Origin of the sequence: Chitinophaga eiseniae, from assembly GCF_900167135.1 — a bacterium.
In the GTDB taxonomy this organism is placed as follows: Bacteria; Bacteroidota; Bacteroidia; order Chitinophagales; family Chitinophagaceae; genus Chitinophaga; species Chitinophaga eiseniae.
In genome coordinates this window covers 1,513,893-1,533,617 of sequence record NZ_FUWZ01000002.1, presented here as the reverse complement: position 1 = coordinate 1,533,617, position 19,725 = coordinate 1,513,893, and the positions used below count along the sequence as shown (strand labels likewise).

16 protein-coding genes are annotated in these 19,725 nt (G+C 52.1%); 8 read left to right on the top strand and 8 right to left on the bottom strand.

Annotated elements, in window-relative coordinates; translation table 11 throughout:
- Window positions 1–36: 36 nt before the first annotated feature.
- Complete coding sequence (locus B5D63_RS15930; protein WP_078669768.1) at window positions 37–339, bottom strand: YbaB/EbfC family nucleoid-associated protein; 303 nt, start codon at window positions 337–339, stop codon at window positions 37–39.
- Between the two features lie 136 nt (window positions 340–475).
- Between B5D63_RS15930 and B5D63_RS15925 the strand changes: the two genes are divergently transcribed.
- From B5D63_RS15925 to B5D63_RS15915, 3 genes are all read left to right on the top strand, one after another.
- The gene (locus B5D63_RS15925) at window positions 476–1,711 is read left to right on the top strand and encodes an NAD(P)/FAD-dependent oxidoreductase (RefSeq protein ID WP_078669767.1); all 1,236 of its coding nucleotides are present in this window, start codon (window positions 476–478) and stop codon (window positions 1,709–1,711) included.
- A 79-nt stretch (window positions 1,712–1,790) separates the two neighbouring features.
- Entirely contained in the window at window positions 1,791–2,816 is a 1,026-nt protein-coding gene (locus B5D63_RS15920; protein WP_078669766.1) for a DUF2891 domain-containing protein, read from the top strand.
- A 28-nt stretch (window positions 2,817–2,844) separates the two neighbouring features.
- Complete coding sequence (locus B5D63_RS15915; RefSeq protein ID WP_078669765.1) at window positions 2,845–5,403, top strand: DUF3857 domain-containing protein; 2,559 nt, start codon at window positions 2,845–2,847, stop codon at window positions 5,401–5,403.
- Here B5D63_RS15915 and B5D63_RS15910 read toward each other — a convergent pair.
- From B5D63_RS15910 to B5D63_RS15895, 4 genes are all read right to left on the bottom strand, one after another.
- A complete protein-coding gene (locus tag B5D63_RS15910; RefSeq protein ID WP_078669764.1) occupies window positions 5,400–5,723 on the bottom strand; it encodes a Dabb family protein in 324 nt (107 codons plus the stop codon). The two genes, B5D63_RS15915 and B5D63_RS15910, sit on opposite strands and share 4 nt — an antisense overlap.
- A gap of 25 nt (window positions 5,724–5,748) precedes the next feature.
- Entirely contained in the window at window positions 5,749–6,945 is a 1,197-nt protein-coding gene (locus tag B5D63_RS15905; protein WP_078669763.1) for an ABC transporter permease family protein, read from the bottom strand.
- A gap of 9 nt (window positions 6,946–6,954) precedes the next feature.
- A complete protein-coding gene (locus B5D63_RS15900) occupies window positions 6,955–7,605 on the bottom strand; it encodes an ATP-binding cassette domain-containing protein (RefSeq protein WP_078669762.1) in 651 nt (216 codons plus the stop codon).
- Between the two features lie 98 nt (window positions 7,606–7,703).
- Window positions 7,704–9,548, bottom strand: a complete 1,845-nt coding sequence (locus B5D63_RS15895) for a DUF4836 family protein (RefSeq protein WP_159456043.1) — start codon at window positions 9,546–9,548, stop codon at window positions 7,704–7,706.
- Window positions 9,549–9,776: 228 nt separating this feature from the next.
- On the opposite strand from B5D63_RS15895, the gene B5D63_RS15890 reads away from it, so the two are divergent.
- Window positions 9,777–10,055, top strand: a complete 279-nt coding sequence (locus tag B5D63_RS15890) for a YciI family protein (RefSeq protein WP_078669760.1) — start codon at window positions 9,777–9,779, stop codon at window positions 10,053–10,055.
- A gap of 54 nt (window positions 10,056–10,109) precedes the next feature.
- On the opposite strand, the gene B5D63_RS15885 is transcribed toward B5D63_RS15890, so the two are convergent.
- Both B5D63_RS15885 and msrB read right to left on the bottom strand, forming a co-directional pair.
- Entirely contained in the window at window positions 10,110–11,126 is a 1,017-nt protein-coding gene (locus tag B5D63_RS15885) for an SRPBCC family protein (RefSeq protein WP_078669759.1), read from the bottom strand.
- 82 nt (window positions 11,127–11,208) lie between these two features.
- Window positions 11,209–11,691, bottom strand: coding sequence for a peptide-methionine (R)-S-oxide reductase MsrB (gene msrB / locus B5D63_RS15880; RefSeq protein ID WP_143312936.1), 483 nt, complete (start codon window positions 11,689–11,691; stop codon window positions 11,209–11,211).
- Between the two features lie 324 nt (window positions 11,692–12,015).
- Between msrB and mutL the strand changes: the two genes are divergently transcribed.
- Window positions 12,016–13,917, top strand: coding sequence for a DNA mismatch repair endonuclease MutL (gene mutL, locus B5D63_RS15875; protein ID WP_078669757.1), 1,902 nt, complete (start codon window positions 12,016–12,018; stop codon window positions 13,915–13,917).
- Window positions 13,918–14,012: 95 nt separating this feature from the next.
- On the opposite strand, the gene B5D63_RS15870 is transcribed toward mutL, so the two are convergent.
- Window positions 14,013–15,473, bottom strand: a complete 1,461-nt coding sequence (locus B5D63_RS15870) for a gluconokinase (protein WP_078669756.1) — start codon at window positions 15,471–15,473, stop codon at window positions 14,013–14,015.
- An 83-nt stretch (window positions 15,474–15,556) separates the two neighbouring features.
- Here B5D63_RS15870 and B5D63_RS15865 point away from each other — a divergent pair, with 83 nt between their 5' ends.
- The 3 genes from B5D63_RS15865 (at window position 15,557) to B5D63_RS15855 (ending at window position 19,682) form a co-directional block, all read left to right on the top strand.
- Window positions 15,557–17,296 (top strand): GMC family oxidoreductase, encoded by a 1,740-nt coding sequence (locus B5D63_RS15865; RefSeq protein WP_078669755.1) that lies wholly within the window; start codon window positions 15,557–15,559, stop codon window positions 17,294–17,296.
- 105 nt (window positions 17,297–17,401) lie between these two features.
- A complete protein-coding gene (locus tag B5D63_RS15860; RefSeq protein WP_078669754.1) occupies window positions 17,402–18,088 on the top strand; it encodes a gluconate 2-dehydrogenase subunit 3 family protein in 687 nt (228 codons plus the stop codon).
- Window positions 18,089–18,230: 142 nt separating this feature from the next.
- Window positions 18,231–19,682 carry a Gfo/Idh/MocA family protein gene (locus tag B5D63_RS15855; RefSeq protein ID WP_078669753.1) on the top strand — a complete coding sequence of 484 codons (1,452 nt, stop codon included), beginning with the start codon at window positions 18,231–18,233 and terminating at the stop codon, window positions 19,680–19,682.
- Window positions 19,683–19,725 lie beyond the last annotated feature (43 nt).

The window sequence follows — 19,725 nt, the reverse complement described above, 5'->3', positions numbered from 1 at the left end:
TCTTAGCGCGCTTTGCTGCTTGGCGCCTTTGCGTGACTACAGCAAACCGCCCAGCATACCGCCGGCAGCGCTCTTCATTTCCGCTTCCCACGTATTTTCAGCATCTTTCAATGCACGGTTCAGCGCAGTCAGCAGCAGGTCTTCCAGTTCTTCTTTATGCTCCGGCGCCATCAGACGCTCTGCTACCTCAATACTTTTTACCTGGCGGTTGCCATCTACTGTTACTTTAATTGCACCATCGCCCGCTTCGCCTTCCAGCGTAACTTTAGCCAGACGCTCTTTCCCTTCTTTCATTTTCTGTTGGATCTGCGTCAGCTTGCCGAATAAATCACCAAACATATCTTGTGTTTTTTTTTAGGGCCGTAAAGATAAGTTTTTAGCACACCGTTTTAATATTCAATATTTTAAACATACGTTAGCTACAACCAACAATTATGTATCTTACCATCAGGTATAAGTTATCAGCTTAAAAAAAATGGAGACTAAAGTTTGTATTATTGGCGCCGGTCCGGGCGGAGCATGTGCAGCCCTTCAACTGGCACAGCTGGGCATCGAATGCATCGTAGTAGACAAAGCCGTTTTTCCACGGGATAAAGTCTGCGGTGATGGCCTCAGCGGAAAAGTTTTAACCATCCTTGAGAGAATAGACAAAGGCATTGGCGAGCGGTTACAACAGGCTGCCTTTAAAATGAACAGCTGGGGCGTTACTTTCGTCGCCCCCAACCGCATCGGCATGGACATCCCCTATAAAGCTGACTATCAGCAGGATAAAACCGATCCCCGGGGATTCGTCTGCAAACGCATGGACTTCGACAACTTCCTGGTGGAAGAGCTGAAACGCCGGCCGGAGATCCGCCTGTTCGAAGGTGTCAGTATCGATAAATATGAACTGCGGCCAGACGGTTATCACCTCTCAGACAAAGAAGGAACTTTCCAGGTGAAAGCCGATCTTATATTGGTGGCCAATGGCGCCCATTCCGCCTTCACCAAAGAGGTGGCAGGCATCAAAATGGAGCCGGACCACTACATCGCCGGTCTTCGCGCGTATTATAAAGGCGTGGCAGACCTCCACCAGGATGCTTTCATTGAACTGCACTTCCTGAAAAACATGCTACCCGGTTACTTCTGGATATTCCCCCTCCCCAATGGCGAAGCCAACGTAGGCGTGGGCATGCTCAGCACCACCGTGCGCAACAAAAAGGTGAACCTGAAAAAGCTGATGCTCGACACCCTCGCCACCGATCCCATCATGAAAGAGCGCTTTAAAAACGCCACGCTGGAAGGGAGCATCGACGGCTACGGTCTTCCCCTGGGCAGCAAAAAACGGAAACTGCACGGCGAACGGTATATGCTGGTCGGCGATGCCGGTTTCCTGATCGACCCCTTCACCGGCGAAGGCATCGGCAACGCGCTGTATTCCGGCCAGATAGCTGCCAAACAAGCCGCAGCAGCCATCGCCGCCAACGACTATTCAGATAGTTTCCTGGCCAGCTACGATAAAGAGATTTACCGCATCCTTGGACCGGAAATGGAAGTCAGCACCAAACTGCAAAAACTGATCAAATACCCGTGGCTGTTTAACCTGCTGATGAAAATGGGTTCCCGGAACAAACAGCTGAAAGAGCTGATGACGTGCATGTTCCACGAGGTAGACCTCCGTAAGCGGCTGGGCAACCCGCTGTTTTATGTGAAGCTATTATTTAACCGATAATCCGATCATCCCTGTGAGATACATCATTTTGCTTGCCATTTGCTTTTCTACCGCTATCGCTCATGCTCAAAAACAGACCATGACCACTGAACAACGGCCTAAGATGACGGTTAAAACCGCCAACCAGCTGGCAGCACTGCCGCTGAAATGCCTGGACCTGCCTTTCCCTTATAAAACAGGCATAGTATTTCCGGACAGCTCGCTGCTGGGCACACCGGCCAGCTACCACCCGGCTTTCTATGGCTGTTTCGACTGGCATAGCAGCGTCCATGGCCACTGGATGCTGGTACGCCTGCTAAAAATGTTCCCCGATATGGACAGGGCAGCGGAAATCCGCACCAGGCTGGCACAGCACCTCACCGCAGAAAATATACAGACAGAGCTGCAGCTGTTTAAGGGCAAAGAAAACAAAAGCTTTGAACGCATCTATGGCTGGAGCTGGCTGCTGCAGCTGCAGCGGGAGCTCCTGACCTGGAACGATCCGCTGGGCAAAGAACTCAGCCGCAATGTACAACCGCTGGCCAGCCACTTTGCGAAGGCATATGTCGATTTCCTCGGTAAACTGATGTATCCCATCCGTGTGGGCGAACATACCAACCTGGCTTTCGGCCTCTGCCTGGCCTGGGATTACGCACAAACTACCGGTGATAAAGCCCTGCAAACTGCCATCCACGATGCAGCGATGCGCTTTTATGCCAAAGACAAAAACGCTCCGGTGGCATGGGAGCCCGGCGGATACGACTTCCTCTCTCCCAGCCTGGAAGAAGCCGACCTGATGCGCCGTATCATGCCGGAAAAGGAATACCGCCCATGGCTATACGCTTTTCTGCCCGGCCTCTTCCAGCATCCTATCACCATTCTGCAACCCGGACAGGTAAAAGACCGCACCGATGGCAAACTCGTACATCTCGACGGCCTCAATCTCAGCCGTACCTGGTGCCTCGAAGCCATCGCCCGTCACGGCGGCAAAAATCAGCAGGCCATCCAGGCCCTCGCCAACAAACACCTGCTGACATCTTTCCCACAGATCGCCAGCGGCGACTATGCCGGTGAACACTGGCTGGCCTCCTTTGCTGTATACCTGCTCACGGCAGAACAGCAATAAGCTGTGCTGAACGTATTAATCCCCTGCTATGACCTGTACCTTGAAAACAATACTGCTGTTACTGCTGGCACTCGTGCCGGCAGTAACACAGGCACAGCATAAAGCTGTCAGCACCGGCCCTGTCCCCTCCTGGCTGGTTCCCTGGCAACCCAACCTCCAGCAAAAGCCCAATGCCAAACATATCAGCGACGGCTTTTACCTGCTGCTGGCTGAAACACAGTACCATGCTGAACTGAAAAGCGACTACCATCACTACGTCCGCCAGATCGTATCGGAAGCCGGCATCCAAAACGGCTCCGAAATATCGGTAGACTATGACCCGCAATACGAAAAACTTACTTTCCACCGCATCGTTATCAAACGCGATGGCCGCGAAATCAACCGCCTGGCAGGCGCCTCCTTTAAAGTACTGCAGCAGGAAGAAGAACTCTCCCGCTTTATCTACAGCGGCACCTACACCGCCTGGCTGATCCTGGAAGACGTACGCAAAGGCGATCAGATAGAATACAGCTATTCCCTTACCGGCGTCAACCCCATCTTCGATAATAAAATAGATGAAGAATATTACCAGGTAACCGCAGCGCCGGTGGTCAACTTCTACCGGAATATCATCGCGCGCCCCGGCAGGCAGCTGCACTTCAAAGCGTTCAACCACGCCGCACTGCCACAACAACGCAGCTGGAACGGGCTTACCGTCTACGAATGGCATAACATCAACCTGCAGGATACTGATAACTTCAGCCACCTCCCTTCATGGTACAACCCCTTCGCCCGGCTGCAAGCCAGTGAATACAACAGCTGGCAGGAAATAGCACAGTGGGCGCAACGAATCAATACCATCGCACCACCAGGCAATGCGGTCAAAAGCAAAATCGCCGCGCTGAAACAACAGGCTGGTAACAGCAAGGAAGCCTATCTCCAGGCAGCCCTCCGTTTTGTACAGGACGATATCCGCTACATGGGCATCGAAATGGGAGAATACTCCCACCGCCCCAATACACCCGATAAAGTACTGGCACAACGTTTCGGCGACTGTAAAGACAAGTCCCTCCTGCTGTGCACCCTGCTCAACGGAAACGGTATCAGCGCCCACATGGCCTATGTGAATACCGACCTGAAAGAGGCAGTCAGCCAACGGCTACCCTCCCCTACCAGCTTCAATCACGCGATTGTTTGCGCCACGCCCGGAAGCAAAACCTACTGGCTGGATGCCACCCTCTCTTATCAGCGGGGCGCACTGGCTGATTTCTGCGAACCAGACTTTCAGCTGGCGCTGGTGATCACAGATACCACCACCCAGCTAACGCCTATCCCTAAAAAGAAGAACGGACATATCGTTATCCGGGAAACCCTTACCCTCCCGGAAGAAGAACGGAAAGACGGCTCCCTCCTGGCCAGCACCACCTGGTACCGGGAAGATGCCGATGCACAAAGGGCCGCCATGGCTTCCGCCAGCCTCAAGGATAAAGAAGCCACATTTCTCACTTTCTACCGGAAGTTTTATGGAGAAATGGCGCTGAAAGACTCCCTCCAGCTGCACGACGATGCCGACAGTAACATCTTCCGTATCCGGGAGAATTATGTGATCCGTCATCTATGGAAAAAAGACAGCGCCAGCCGTAAGCTCCTCTTTTCCATTATCGCACAGTCACCTTCAGACATACTGCCTTATGTGACAGACGAAAACAGACAAGTCCCCCTCGCCATTAAGTACCCTTTTGACCAGGACTACCAGATCATCGTTAACACGCCCATAGAATGGTCGCTGGATGAAAAGCCGCTGCATATCAAAAACGACTACTATCAGTTCGACTTCACCGCCACCCGCACCGGCAAACAGATTGTACTTTCCTACGTCCTGAAAACATTCCGGGACCATGTGCCACCGTCATTTATGCCGCAGTATGCCCGGGAGGTCAAAGAAATACAAAAGACCACTTCACTGGACCTGACACTGAAGCCCGCGCTCCTGCAGCCTGCCGGTCAGCCGGCCGGCAATGGCAACTGGCTCGCCATCGTACTGGCCATCTGCGCCGCAGCGGTATTCGCCTATCTGGGCGCTCAGTATTACAAACATTCCGTACTGCCGGTACAGCATCCGCTGGAACCATTGCCCATCGGGGGCTGGCTGGCGCTGCTGGCCATAGGGCTGGTATTCTCTCCTATGTCTGATGTGCTGGTCCTCTGTGAGGCCAAAGTATTTAATTATGAAACGTGGACTGGCATCTCTGCCCGCAGGGACATGGGGAATATCACGCTGGTACAGCTTTTCCTGATCGGAGACATGATCATACGGGTTTTCCTGCTGTGTTATTCGGTGTTACTGGCGGTGCTGTTCTTCAACAAAAGGGATACCTTTCCTTTTGCACTGGCCACCTATTACTTCATCAATACGCTATACCTGTTCTTTTTTCACCGTATTTACGGCTATTATTTCGGGGAAAGCACGCAGGGAAATTTTCTTGATCCGGACTCCATTGTATGGCCACTGCTACGCATGGCCCTCTGGGTTCCTTATCTGCTGATGTCCCCGCGTGCGAAAGCAACTTTTATTATGCCGCATCCGGCACTGCTGCGGGACCGTTAAATGGTTTCGGAATCGAAGACCACCACCCGTGACCAGTACTGTTTGCACTGCTCTATAAAATTGATATGCACAGGATGCGCCTGATAACGATCGTGCGCTTCCAGGTTTTCAAATACGCATAACATGCAGTAGTCGTAGTCTTTATCAATGGTAGGGCTGTCTACCACCGGTGCGGGTTTGCCCACATTAAAGATAGTGATGTCGTCGATCGTATGCAGACTGCTTATGCCGGTTTCAAAGCGTTTTCTGTCCTCCTCAGACAATCCGGGCTTCAGATAAAAATTCACCACGTGTACGAGCTTTTTCTCTAGTGCTTTCATACTTAAATATTTTAGATGAGCGTAATCAGGATTCTTTGTTGACGTAGCGGCTGACCGTCAGCAGGTTGACGATGTACACCAGTCCGAGTACCAGTACTGTTCCGGCGAATACACCGGGACCTGGCCATATGCTGACCACCATATCATGTTTGGCCAACACCACAGCAGTCATGTACTGCAATCCGGCCAGCAGCAGCACACACACACACCCGATGATAATATACAGCGGCACAAACTGTTTCAGCAGGTACCGTTTCAGCTGACGGGGCGCTGTGCCCAACATCACCAGCAATTGTATTTCCCGCTTACAGGATGCTATGATCAGCTGGATGAACATACTGAATACAAGCATCGCAAACAGCAGTAGTATCAGTCCGAAGAAGCCGATCACGGATACGATGGTCTGTACGATCAGGCGTGTTTTACTGAACTTGAGTTTGTCTAGGTTGGTGGTATAGCCGTTATCCTCCAGGAACTTCACCAGTGTTGGGTTGGACGGGTCCGGCGTTTTGATGATCACACGGGAAGTAGGTGCTTCGCGGGTGGTGCCGTATTTGTCATTGGCCCAGGACATAAAGGATGCGGGCACCAGGAAGGAGGAAATCCTGTCTGAGAAGCCCACCACCTGCCCGATAAACGGTTCCTGGGTGATATTGTTGGAGATGACCACCTGGAGGGGTAGGGCTTTGACTGTTTCCTGTGAAATCTGCGGCAGGTCCTGGCTCAGCGAGAACCCGAAGTTATACAGGTTGAGGAAGTCGCTGGGAAGGATGATAGGAATAGTACGGTCGCCGGTGTTCCATTTCCAGTCGTCGTTTTTTACGTCCAGGAAGCTGTCAGCCACCGATTCGAAGAACATGTCGGTTGCAAAATGCAGATCTCCGGGGGCTTGCACCACCACTTTAAACCGGCTGGAGGTGATTAACCCGAACGACTGCACGAAGGGTTGGGCTTTGATCCGGTCTATTTCTTCCGGGGTGAAAGCGCTTTTACCGCTTTGTCCCATGATGGCGTTGGTGATTTTTTTATTGATCACCAGGAAGTCTGCCGTCTCGTTCTGATTTTTGGCGCTGTACAGCAGCTGGTTGAAGTTGGAGTGTACCTGTATGGCCACCAATATCAGCAGCATGGCGATGCCGAGGCCCACAGAGGCCATCAGGAAGCGGCTTTTGCCGATGCCAGTATGGATAATCTTTTTTAGCAGTTCAAAAAACGGGCGCATGAAAAAACATTAAAGCTGGTAATGAACATCGTATGAAAAATGTTGGTCATCATCCAGATCGGTTAAAATAAATCCGGCGTTGCGGGCTTTACATTCTTCCGCGATGAGGTTGGCGGCGCGGCGGGTGTTTTCCTCGTCGAGGTGGCTGAAGGGCTCGTCCATCAGCAGCCACTGGAAGGGTTGTGACAGCGCCCGGATGATGGCAATGCGCTGTCGTTCGCCATAGGACAGTGTTTTGCTGCTTTGCTGCAATACATGCGTCACGTTGAGGCGGGCCGCCATTTCCCGGATTTTTTCCGGGGAGCAGTACGGGTTGGGCAGCATCACCCTTTTCAGGTTGATGTTTTCTACGGCGGAGAGCTGTTCAAACAGCCGCAGGTCCTGGAAAATAATACTGATCTGCTGCTGCCGCATGGTGGCCAGTTCATTTTTATTATAAGAGGGCCATGGCCGGTTATTGACCAGCACGGTGCCCGTATAGTCGTAACGGATATGGTAGAGGTAGTGCACGAGGGTTGTTTTCCCGGTGCCGGAGGGGGCTTTTATTTTGACAAAGCTGCCGGGGCTGAAGGAGACATCCTGGTTCCAGATGCCTGAGGTACGCTGTAGCAGCTTGTCCTTCAGGGGGATGGGCAGCAGGTGTTGTATCTGAATTTGCATATGCCGAGCTGATTAACAGGTCCCAATATAAATAAAAAGGGCCGGAGCAGCTTAATTGCTCCGGCCCGTGCAGATATTTTGAAAGATAACAATGCAGCTTAGTGTGCAACAACGGCGCTGTCAACAGCAGGAGCTGCAATAGCGGCATCTGCTGCGGCATCTACAGCGCCCTCTGCCGGTTCAGCGAACAGGCTGTCTTCCATTGCTTTCTGTCTTGCTTTTTTAGCTTCCATTACTTTGGCAGCTTCCGTGCCGAAGTTAACCAGCTGTACCAGGCTGTTTTCATCCTTGTTTTTGAAGTTGAGGATGATTTCAGATTTGGAAACGTCTCCGCTGGTGTTTTTAACGACCATGGTAACGTCTTTCAGCAGGCCTTTCAGTTTCACGAGGAGGCCTTTTTCTTCATCGCTGTCCGCTTTATCTTCCGGGATAGCGCCGATCACTTTTTCCAGGTCTGCGTAGCCGCCCATCATGCTGCCTTTGATTTTGCTTTCGATGCCTTCCGGCAGTTTGATGCTGCCTTTACCGGCCAGGTATTCCTGCAGCAGTACGCTGTCGGAGCCTACGGTGATGAATTTTTCGGTGATAGACACAGCCGGCATACCCATAGCGGACATACCAGGATTGGCGTATACGTAGCGGTCGCCTTCCTTGGTGAACATCTCTTTCAGCATCGGGGAAGTCATTACTTTATTGAATGCTTCCTTGTTGCCCACTTTCAGGTTAAAGATCCATTTGGAAGTAAGTTCGTCGTGGAACTCACCGGGATAGTATTTGGATTCTTTCTTCTGAACAGCCATGTCAGACACCACATAGGTAAACTGGCCTTCGAAGGCGTTCAGGACATCATCCATAGACAGGCCGGATTTAGCCAGGAACATATTAACGATGCCGTCCATGCCGGTAGATTTAACGATTTCGCCCACCATATGGAAGTCGAAAGCGTAGGAGGTAAAGCCGGTGATATTCTGGGAAGGGTACTTCTTCAGCATATCCAGGTCGATTTCCTTGTTACCGTATTTTTTATAGATGCCGGCAATTTCTTTACCCATATAGTAGTTACCGTTAGCAACGATCCTGCCTTTTTCGAAGGTGGAGGTACCGGTATAATAGGTGCCTTCCATCAGTTTTTTGAAATTGGCCGGGATCATGGTAAGCATCCCGCTGTTATAGATCGCTTCCGGGTTGATAAAGATGCTCATATCGGCATTCTCTTTCAGCATTTTGGCGAATGGCTCGATAACGCCGGCGCTTTCGTCTTTTTTCAGGTGGAAGAGGTGATCTACTTCTGCTACCAGGGTTTTGGTCTTAGCGTCTTCTTCAGCAGTCACGAGGGCTACCGGGGTAGCGGTGGCTGCGGTATCTACCTGTACCTCTTCGGAGTCGGCGTCAGCGCCTGGCAGACCGGGCGTGCCGGCTGGCGCATATTTATCAATACCATCAGGGATAGCCGTCAGGAAAATAACAGTGCCTTTGTTCCAGGCAACCACCCCTTTGCTTTCTTCTTCCACGATGTATTTGAAGTCGCTGCCGGATTTCAGGGAGAAGTTTTTTTCACTTTTTTTCAGGAAGGCCTCAAACTTATCAGCATCAGCAAGGCTGGCAGTGGCGCTGATGTAGGACTTGGTGCCACCACCCTGGCCCGGGAAAACGAAGGACACAAAGAAGTGGCCTTTCAGGTCAACACCGGAATTTTCGGCATCTTTCCAGGCTTTCATGGCTTCACTGGAGGTGTCTTTAGACTGTACGGCAGAAAACAGCTTGTCCATGGTAAGCCCGTTGGTAGCCAGTTTCTGGGTAATTTCTTTGGCGTTCAGGTCAATCACTACGCCGGCTGTTTTGGGGATGTGTTTACTTTCTTCCGGTACCTTGGTGGAGCAGGACGACAGCACTACCGCTGCAGTTACAGCGGTTAACAAAACTTTGGAAATTGTTCTTTTCATAAAAGATATAAGAGTTAATAATTGACTATGGTAGGGATACCGACCATCTGACCGGCACATTCCCACAATCGTGGTATTTCGGTGGTGCGAAAGTACGCATATTTTTGTAGCTTATATGTCTCTATTTTTTTGGGGCAGCAATGCCACATACAATATTTTGGGATCATTATAGTTAATACCTTTGTTGCTTACTATGAAACAAACATCTAAAACCATCGAAAAACCTTTATGTTCCTGATTCTTCTACAGTACATCCGACCGGTAGCGGCGGTAGAGCACTTTATGGAAGCGCATACAGCGTTCCTGCAAAAATATTATGATAACGGCAAATTCATCCTGTCGGGCAGGCGGAAGCCCAAATCCGGCGCGTTGATCCTTTGTCAGGCTTCGAGCCGCAAAGAAGTGGAGCAGATCATGAGCGAAGATCCGCTGGAGAGAAACCAGCTGGCCATGTATGAGATCATAGAATTTGAACCTACCGCCTACGCCACTGCTTCTGCCAGATAGTCTTTCCGTTTTTGCCGGCTTTTTTCGTTGATTTCTTTCCGTTAGTGCTGATGCTCACTGCATAAAGTAAATGACCTTCGTCAGCCATTTGCTACTATCCTTCTCTTTGCCCGGATCTGTCACATACATCTCCATGGTGGGCGGAATTACTTTTTTACCCTTTTTTTCTATGAACTGCTGGATGGCGACGTGGGCATTGGCGATTTTATCGTAGGGCCCGTAGTAGTCCACATAGGCGGCCTGAGCAGCCGGCAGTTTGATGATTTCGAATCCAGGTCCCAAGGAGCTCCCTTCCGGTACCGGTATGGCAGCCGCCATGTCTGTTTCCCGTTTTCTTTCATCCCAGGTATAAAAAAGGCCGCAAGGCACGCCCGGCTGGAGCTTTGCGGTTGTGGCCGCTTTGTAGATCTGTTCCAGGTTGGTCCGGTAATAATCAGAGATCCCTTTAAAAGGCACGGTTTTCCGGACAGCAGCATAGGTGGTGGCGGGATAATCCATTTCCCGTACGGTGACATTGATCCCGTTCGGCGTTCCCGGGCCGTTCTTATCGGCCTCTGCCATACTTTTGAGGTTACTGAGCCCTTTGGCGAAATCTTCTTCCAGCGCGCCTTTCATAAAAAGGGCCATCACGTTCTGCGGGCGGTCGTAATGGGCGTCGAAGCCCCATACCACTTTGGTTTTGCCGGCAGCCTCCGAGAGCTGGAAGAACACGTCCGACTCGGAGTGGAACGGAGAAATGAATGTCAGTTTCTGCTGAACGGATTTATACGGATCGAGCGAGAGATGCTGCAGTTTGCCCTCTCCTATCTTTTTGCCTTTCCAGGAGCTGACAGCGCCCACGGTGCCGTCGTCTCCGGTTATAGTGTATTCCGCGGTGGAGTCCATCATTTTCCAGGTATTCCATTGGTTGAACTTCTCGAACCGGACAATATCATTCCACACGACAGATGCCGGTGCGTTGATTTCCACCGTACGTTCCACGTGCATTTGGGTTGGGGCAGCAAAAATGAGTATAATCAGTACAAGCAAGAGAATACCTACAATCCAGGCAAGTGCTTTTAAGACTTTCATAACTCCGGTGAATTGATTACAATAAAAATACGCTTTTTATTGTGCCTCCGGAGCTGTTGGCATCAGTGATAAACAGTTCGGGTTATTCTTTTTCCTTTCCTTTTTCTGAATATTGCTTGTCGGCTTCTGTGGCCTGTTCAAAATCCAGGATCACAGAGTTGATACAGTAGCGGAGTCCTGTTGGCGGCGGACCGTCGTCAAAAACATGCCCGAGGTGCGATCTGCAGCGGCCGCATAATACTTCGGTGCGGTGCATGCCATGACTGTTATCGGGGGCATAGATGACGCTGGCTTTGGCTACCGGCTCAAAAAAGCTGGGCCAGCCACAGCTGCTCTCAAATTTGGCATTGGATACAAAAAGCGGATGGCCACAGGCTGCACAATAATAGGTCCCTTTTTCATTGCTATTCCAGTACTTGCCGGTAAATGCCCATTCTGTTCCCTTCTCTCTGGCGATGTTATAAACTTCCGGCGGTAAGATCTTTTTCCATTCGTCATCCGTTAAGTTAACCTTACTTGTATCCGAATGGGAGTAAACTTCTCCCTTCTTTTTTCCTTCTTCCATTGATTTCTTTTTGTCGCTTTTTAGCGTGGGTCTGTTCAGTTGGTGACTAATAAGATGCTCAAAATTATCAGATTCTGCAGGTTCATGCATAGCGTTTTGTTTCCGTTAACGGGTCATTAACACTATCATTGTATTTTTCTCTGTTGGCCTGATGAATATTTTTTCTCTTAATAAATTACGTATGAACTGGCTTAATGGATTGTTATTTCCTGCAAATCAACCTGGTATTTCGCAAATCCCGTGCTTAAATGTTTCAAACAGTCTGATAATCACCCGCGAGCAACTGCGTATAAATTATTAACTTTACGCCAAAAGGCTAGTTAAGTGGCGGACATCATCAATTTATTACCAGACAATATAGCGAACCAGATAGCTGCGGGCGAAGTGATACAAAGACCGGCATCAGCGGTAAAAGAATTACTGGAAAATGCCGTGGACGCAGGTGCGACGGAGATTCAGCTGATCATAAAAGACGCAGGCAAAGAACTGGTGCAGGTAATCGATAACGGTGGCGGTATGAGCGAAACAGATGCCCGTATGTGCTTTGAGCGCCATGCCACCTCTAAGATACAATCCATAGATGACCTCTTCCAGATCCGGACCATGGGTTTCAGAGGAGAAGCCCTCGCTTCAATCGCAGCCGTTTCCCAGGTAGAACTCAAAAGCCGGAAAAAAGGCGCCGACGTAGGTTCCTATGTAGAGATAGACAACAGCGTGATCAAAAAGCAGGAACCCTGCCAGACCGCGGAAGGTACCAGCATCGCCATGAAAAACCTCTTTTTCAATGTGCCCGCCCGCCGCAACTTCCTTAAGAGTAACGCGGCAGAAATGCGACATATTGTGGACGAGTTTATCAGGGTGGCCATGGCCTTCCCCCAACTGCAGTTCTCCCTCACCAGCAACAACCAGCAACTGTTCCATCTCGATAAAGGCTCCCTGAAACAGCGGATCATCGCCATCCTGGGGCAGCATTACAACGCCCGCCTGGTCAATGTGAAGGAAAGTACCGACTATATGAACGTATACGGTTTTGTCGGTAAACCGGAAACAGCCAAAAAAACCAGGGGCGACCAGTTCTTTTTTGTCAACAACCGGTACATCAAAAGCCCTTACCTGCACCACGCAGTGATGAGCGCTTTCGCAGATATCATCCCGGCAGACAGCTACCCGCTGTACGTCCTGTTTATTGATGTAAACCCCGAACATGTGGACATCAACGTACACCCGACCAAACAGGAAATCAAGTTCGACGATGAAAAAGTAATGTACGCCTTCGTGCAGGCAACGGTGAAACACGCGCTGGCACAGTTCAATGTGACCGCCACGCTCGATTTCGACCTGGACCCCAGCATACAGGCCCTGGACGCAGTGAGCAAACCCTTCACCAAACAACAACAGGAGGAATACACCCATTCCCCCCTCTATAAATCCTTTACACAGGCCAACCAGGCCCATATGATTGACAAAAGCAGCAACAGCAGCAATCTGAAGCACTGGAAAGACCTGTACGAAAGCAATAAAAACACGCCGGAAACCGAAGGTTACACCATCAGCTCCTATACCGTGGAGCCGGAAACCCGCCCGGCCGTGACCTACGAAAGCCAGCCCCACGCCACGGCTTCCGTGATCGACGAACGCTGGCAGGACACCGCCACCGACCAGAAAGTGCCGGTGCAGGTACATCAGCAGTTTATCCTGTCCCAGATAAAATCAGGCTTCATCCTGATAGACCAGCAGGCAGCCCACGAACGTATCCTGTTTGAACGCTACCAGCGCGCCCTCGAAGAAACACCGATGGCCACCCAGCAAAGCCTCTTCCCCCAGACCCTGCAGCTGCCTCCCGCAGACGCTGTGCTGATCACGGAGATGCTGCCCGAACTCCAGGCGCTGGGCTATGAACTGGAACCCTTCGGCAACCATACCTTTATCGTAAGAGGTACCCCCGCCGATATGCAGTCTGGCAATGACCAGGCAACGATAGAAGGCCTCCTGGAGCAGTTTAAAAACTTCAGTGAGCTTAAAATCAACCGCCGCGAACAGCTGGTACGCTCTATGGCGCGCAACAACGCCATCCCGGCCGGCAAAATCCTGTCTGCCCGTGAAATGCAGAACATGATCGATGAACTCTTCGCCTGCAGCATGCCCAATGTGGCGCCCAGCGGGAAGTTCACCTTCATCTCATTCAAACTCACGGACCTGGCCCGGATGTTCGAAAGAGGCAACTAAATCATTTTGATATTTTGATATTTTGATATTTGGTTATTGACGAACCCGTTGATTGAGGGGCTTCTAAATAACCAAATACCAAAATAACCCAATGGCTAAATTTCCTTCACCGCCTCGTACAGTCGCAGGAACCGCCCGTATTTTTGCTGATATCCCTCATATTTCTCTTTGTCGGGTGAAAAAATCATCGCCGGCGTTCCTTCCCAGGCCCCAAACGGCAACTGCAACACATTGGCAGCCAATATAATAGCTCCCATCGCCGAGGCGTCGTTCTGCTGATCGAGCGTCATCTCCTGCCCGAAAACATCGGCCAGCAACTGTATCCATCCCGGGGTAGCGGTAAATCCACCACTGACAGATATCCGGCGTACCGGTCCGGCAGTTTCCGTCAGCGCCTGGCGGATGCTCAACAGCGCAAAACAGATCCCTTCCAGCATGGCCCGCATAAAATGCGCCGCGGTATGACCGGGTTGTATGCCCACAAAAGCTGCGGTAGCGTGGCTGTTCCAGATAGGCGCCCGCTCCCCCAGCAGGTAGGGCAGGCATAACAAAGGACCGGTGTCTGTTTGCAGCGCCTCGTCCACCAGCGGTTGCAGGGCTGTCAGCGGCATCCGCAGGAAATCGCGCACCAGCCATTGCAGCAGCGCGCCGCCATTATTGGTGGCGCCACCGGTGATATAGACGTCGTCCGTCAGCAGGTAGGTGAACAGGCGGCCATGGGCGTCTGTCTGTGGCCGGGAAGAAGCCATGCGTACCGCCCCGCTGGTACCGATGGTGACGGTGGCATGCCCCGGGTCCAGCGCGTGGCTGCCCAGCTGGGCCAGGCATCCGTCGCTACCACCGATGATGAAAGGCGTATCGGCTGGTATGCCCAGTTCCGCAGCCACCGCGGGTAATAAGGGCGGCAGCCGGAAAGTGGCCGGTACCGGCTCCGGCAGCTGCGCGGCCGTAATACCGGCATAGTCCAGCGCCTCCCGGCTCCACTGCAGCCCGGCAATGTCAAACAGCCCGGTAGCGGAGGCAATACTATGATCGCTATAATATCTCCCGAAAAAATGATGTATGATATATTCCTTGATACCCGGGAAGATGGCCGCCCGGGCGAAAAGTGCCGGCTGCTGTTCCCGCAGCCAGCGTAACTTACAGAGGGGCGACATGGCATGTACCGGGGTGCCGGTCTGCCGGTACAGCCTTTTCCCCGCTTCTGTGTCGCGCAGGGCCAGCGCCTGCGGCTCGCTGCGATTGTCGGCCCAGAGGATCAGCGGCGTAAGCGCCTGGCCATCGCCATCTGCCGCCATAATGCTGTGCATGGCGCTGCTGAAGGAGATGGCCGCCGGCGGATGCCCCGCCCGGGACACCACTTCACGGATACCTTTTTTCACCGCATCCAGCAACAGCAGCGGATCTTGCTCCGCATATCCCGGCTGCGGGTAGCGGGTGGCATAAGCCTGTTGAAATACGCCTGCCACCGCTCCGTTTTGAAGCCTCAGCCCAATCGTTTTAGCACTACTGGTGCCAATATCTGCGCCGATGATGTAGGGTGTCTGGTCACTCATAAAAAAAAGACAGCTTTTTACGCATTTAATTTATAGATTTAAAACCGGTGTTCTTTAAATAAAGTCTAAAAATTTCCACGCAGATGGCTTTTGAAATTAAAAAACAGGCTAAGCTTTATGATGTTTGTATTGTTGGATCTGGCGCCGGCGGCGGCATGACAGCCAAAATATTATCAGAGGCCGGGCTTAAAGTAGCGCTCCTGGAAGCGGGGCCAAAATATGATCCGGCAGACCCGGAGCAGGCGACTCAACTGAAATGGCCCTATGAATCTCCCAGAAGAGGCGCCAGCACTACCCGCCCTTTCGGCGATTTTGATGCCGCCTACGGCGGATGGGAGATTGACGGTGAGCCATACACGACAAAGAACGGGACAGCATTTGACTGGTTCCGCTCCCGTATGCTGGGAGGCCGCACCAACCACTGGGGCCGTATTTCCCTTCGTTTTGGAGAACGCGATTTCAAACATAAAAGTTATGACGGACTGGGAGACGACTGGCCTATCAGTTACCAGGACGTATCGCCTTATTATGACAAGGTAGATAAGCTGATCGGTGTTTTCGGCTCTAAAGAAAACCTGCCCAATGAACCGGACGGTTTCTTCCTACCTCCTCCCAAACCCAGGCTCCACGAGCTGATGGTAAAACGCGCCGGCGAAAAAATGGGCCTTCCCGTGATTCCCGCCCGCCTGTCTATTCTCACCCGCTCCGTCAACAAAGACCGTAGCCCATGCTTCTATTGCAGTCAGTGTAGCCGCGGCTGTACCGTGTACGGCGACTTTTCCTCGTCCTCCGTACTGATCAAACCTGCCATGAAAAGTGGTCATGTAGACCTCTACACCGGCGCCATGGTACGGGAAGTGCTCACTGACGACAGCGGCAAGGCCACAGGGGTGGCCTACGTCGATAAATCCGACATGCAGGAGTATTCCGTTAACGCCCGCGTAGTGGTACTCGCTGCCAGCGCCTGCGAATCAGCGCGCCTGCTGCTCAATTCCAAATCTGCCAAACATCCTAACGGCCTTGCCAACTCCAGCGGCGTTGTGGGTAAATATCTCCATGACTCCACCGGCGCGTCCCGCGGCGGCTTCGTACCCGCCCTGATGGACCGCAAACGCTACAACGAAGACGGTGTAGGCGGCATGCACGTGTACATCCCATGGTGGGCCGACAATAAAAAACTGGATTTTGCCCGTGGCTACCATATTGAACTCGGCGGTGGCATGCACATGCCTTCCTACGGCTTCGGCTTTGGCCTCGAAAATATGAACGGCAAATACCCCGGCCGCGATGGCAAACCCAAAGCAGCCGGCGGTTATGGCGCATCGCTGAAAGACGACTACCGCCGTTATTATGGCGCCTATATCGGTTTCGCCGGCAGAGGCGAATGTATTGCCCGGGAAGACAACTACTGTGAAATAGATCCGAACGTGGTAGACAAATACGGTATTCCCGTGCTGCGCTTCCATTATACCTGGAGCGATCATGAGATCAAACAGGCCAAACATATGCAGGACACGTTTGAACAGCTGATCGTTGAAATGGGCGGCATTCCTTCCGGTACCAAGGCCGGTGCAGACACCATGTACGGACTGGAAAACCCCGGCCGTATCATCCACGAAGTGGGCACCACCCGTATGGGCGACAACCCGGCTACTTCCGTGCTCAACAAATTCAACCAGTCACACGAGGTAAAAAACCTGTTCGTGGTAGACGGCGGCGCCTTTGTGTCGCAGGCGGACAAAAACCCGACCTGGACCATCCTCGCCCTCGCCTGGCGCGCTTCAGACTACATCGTGGACCAATTGAAAAAACAAAACCTGTAATCATTTAGCCATTTAATTATCTGATTATTTAATGACCGAAGCGGGTGATCCAAACAACGAAAGCGCCCGGTAAATAATCAAATAACCAAATAAAAAAATACCCAAATGGATAGAAGAGAATCCCTTAAAGCCCTTGCGCTGGGAACTTTATCTGTAGGCACTATCTTATCCGCCACCGGCTGTGAAGACAAAAAAAACACCGGCGAGGCCAAAGCGGGCAACACCCCGGGCTACGGGCGCACGCCCGACGAAGCCCTGCGGGACAAAGGCCTGATGGAAGAAAAATTCTTCACCGCAGAAGAAATGAAGACCATCACCATTCTCGCAGATATTATTATACCGGCAGATGAACATTCCGGCAGCGCCTCCGACGCGAAAGTGCCCGAGTTCATTGAGTTTATCGTAAAAGATATACCGGAACATCAGCTGCCCATGCGCGGCGGTCTCCGCTGGCTCGACGTTCAATGCGCCAAACGCTATAATAAGTCCTTTGCGGAGTGCAGCCCCGAGCAACGGATAGCCGTAGTGGACCTGATCGCCTACCCCGAAAAGGCGGCTCCTGAAAACAGCCAGGGGGTGGCCTTCTTCAACCGTATGCGCAGCCTGACCGCCACCGGTTTCTTCACCAGCAAAATCGGTATCAAAGACCTCGGTTATGTGGGTAATACCCCCAACGAATGGGACGGGGTACCGGCAGACGTACTGAAACAATACGGTTATGCCTACGACGAAAAAACCCTGGCCACCTGCCTCAAGATAGAAGACAGAGGCAAGATCATGACCTGGGATTAAATAAACGTTATGAATGATAAATCCGGAGCGTCCATTGATAAGCGGGCATAGAAAAACTGGTTTCGCCTTTTATCTTCGCCCCTGCGATCCGCGATTCATCATTATCAAGCCATTAATAAGTACCTAAAAACGAATATCACTCATGGTTCCAGAAAAAAAGAGCGGGAACAACCAGGTGTCCCGCAGATCATTCCTGAGGAACGGCGCCCTTGCCGCGGCGGGATTTATGATCGTTCCACGTCATGTACTGGGTAGAGGTTATACCGCGCCAAGCGACCGTCTGCGCGTTGCCGGTATCGGTGTTGGCGGTAAAGGCTACAGCGATCTTACCGGATTTGCTGCAGGCCCCGCCGATATTGCTTACCTCTGCGACGTAGATACCCGTCGTGCGGCCGATGCCGTTAAGAAATTCCCGAAAGCGAAGTTCTACGCCGACTTCCGGGAGATGTTCGATAAAGAGCATAAAAATTTTGATGCGGTTTCCGTGTCCACTCCGGACCACACACACGCCGTAGCCGCCATGGGCGCTATGCAGCTGAAGAAACACGTATATGTGCAGAAACCACTGACGCATGACATCTATGAAGCGCGTATGCTCACGCAGGGCGCCCAGAAACATAAGGTGGTAAGTCAGATGGGTAACCAGGGCGCTTCCGGCGACGGCGTTCGTCAGCTGATGGAATGGTACAACGCCGGCCTGATCGGTGACGTACATACCGTATACTGCTGGACAGACCGCCCCGTTTGGCCGCAGGGCATTGCATGGCCTACCGGCAAAGCAGAAGTTCCGAAAGAACTGAACTGGGACCTCTGGCTGGGCACCGCACCCAAAAAAGACTACGTGGACAACCTCGTGCCGTTCAACTGGCGCGGCTGGTGGGACTACGGCACCGGCGCCATCGGCGATATGGGCTGTCATATCATTGAACCGCCTTTCCGCGTACTGGGCCTTGGCTACCCCACTTCCGTAGAATGCAGCGTAGGCAGCGTGTACGTCGGTGAATTCACCCGCGGCTACTTCCCCGAAAGCTGCCCTCCATCTTCTCATGTGATCATGAAATTCCCCGGCAAAAACGGTAAAGAAGTGACACTGCACTGGATGGATGGCGGTATTCAGCCGGAACGTCCGGAAGAACTGGGCCCCAACGAAGTGATGGGCGACGGCGGCAACGGCGCCGTCTTCATCGGCGATAAAGGCAAGATGATGTGCGGCACCTACGGTATGTACCCCAAACTGCTGCCTACTTCCCGCACCGCCGAAGCAAACGTGCCGCAAACAATTGCCCGCGTGCCGGAAGGACACTATGTGCAATGGGTAAACGCTGCCATCGCCGGCTATAACAGTAAACTGGCGAAAACACTCAGCTCTCCGTTCGACATTGCCGGTCCGCTGACAGAAACTGTACTGATGGCCAACCTCGCTATCCGCAGCTTCGACATCCGCAAGGCGAAAGCCTCCGGTAAAGGCTACGACTACCCGGGCCGTTATATCAAACTGCTCTGGGACGGCGCCAATATGAAGATCACCAACTTCGACGAAGCCAATCAGTTCGTGAAACGTACCTATCGCGACGGCTGGTCTCTCGGCGTATAATACGGAGATATTTGATCCAAACAAAAAAGGGCGCCGACGGGCG

Excerpts from the sequence above, each read along its gene's own strand:
- B5D63_RS15900 (WP_078669762.1), bottom strand. The coding sequence starts at position 7,605 with ATGCAAATTCAGATACAACACCTGCTGCCCATCCCCCTGAAGGACAAG.
- B5D63_RS15855 (WP_078669753.1), top strand. The coding sequence starts at position 18,231 with ATGGTTCCAGAAAAAAAGAGCGGGAACAACCAGGTGTCCCGCAGATCA.
- B5D63_RS15930 (WP_078669768.1), bottom strand. The coding sequence starts at position 339 with ATGTTTGGTGATTTATTCGGCAAGCTGACGCAGATCCAACAGAAAATG.
- B5D63_RS15925 (WP_078669767.1), top strand. The coding sequence starts at position 476 with ATGGAGACTAAAGTTTGTATTATTGGCGCCGGTCCGGGCGGAGCATGT.
- msrB (WP_143312936.1), bottom strand. The coding sequence starts at position 11,691 with ATGGAAGAAGGAAAAAAGAAGGGAGAAGTTTACTCCCATTCGGATACA.
- B5D63_RS15870 (WP_078669756.1), bottom strand. The coding sequence starts at position 15,473 with ATGAGTGACCAGACACCCTACATCATCGGCGCAGATATTGGCACCAGT.
- B5D63_RS15860 (WP_078669754.1), top strand. The coding sequence starts at position 17,402 with ATGGATAGAAGAGAATCCCTTAAAGCCCTTGCGCTGGGAACTTTATCT.
- B5D63_RS15905 (WP_078669763.1), bottom strand. The coding sequence starts at position 6,945 with ATGCGCCCGTTTTTTGAACTGCTAAAAAAGATTATCCATACTGGCATC.
- B5D63_RS15865 (WP_078669755.1), top strand. The coding sequence starts at position 15,557 with ATGGCTTTTGAAATTAAAAAACAGGCTAAGCTTTATGATGTTTGTATT.
- B5D63_RS15885 (WP_078669759.1), bottom strand. The coding sequence starts at position 11,126 with ATGAAAGTCTTAAAAGCACTTGCCTGGATTGTAGGTATTCTCTTGCTT.
- B5D63_RS15895 (WP_159456043.1), bottom strand. The coding sequence starts at position 9,548 with ATGAAAAGAACAATTTCCAAAGTTTTGTTAACCGCTGTAACTGCAGCG.
- B5D63_RS15910 (WP_078669764.1), bottom strand. The coding sequence starts at position 5,723 with ATGAAAGCACTAGAGAAAAAGCTCGTACACGTGGTGAATTTTTATCTG.
- B5D63_RS15915 (WP_078669765.1), top strand. The coding sequence starts at position 2,845 with ATGACCTGTACCTTGAAAACAATACTGCTGTTACTGCTGGCACTCGTG.
- B5D63_RS15920 (WP_078669766.1), top strand. The coding sequence starts at position 1,791 with ATGACCACTGAACAACGGCCTAAGATGACGGTTAAAACCGCCAACCAG.
- B5D63_RS15890 (WP_078669760.1), top strand. The coding sequence starts at position 9,777 with ATGTTCCTGATTCTTCTACAGTACATCCGACCGGTAGCGGCGGTAGAG.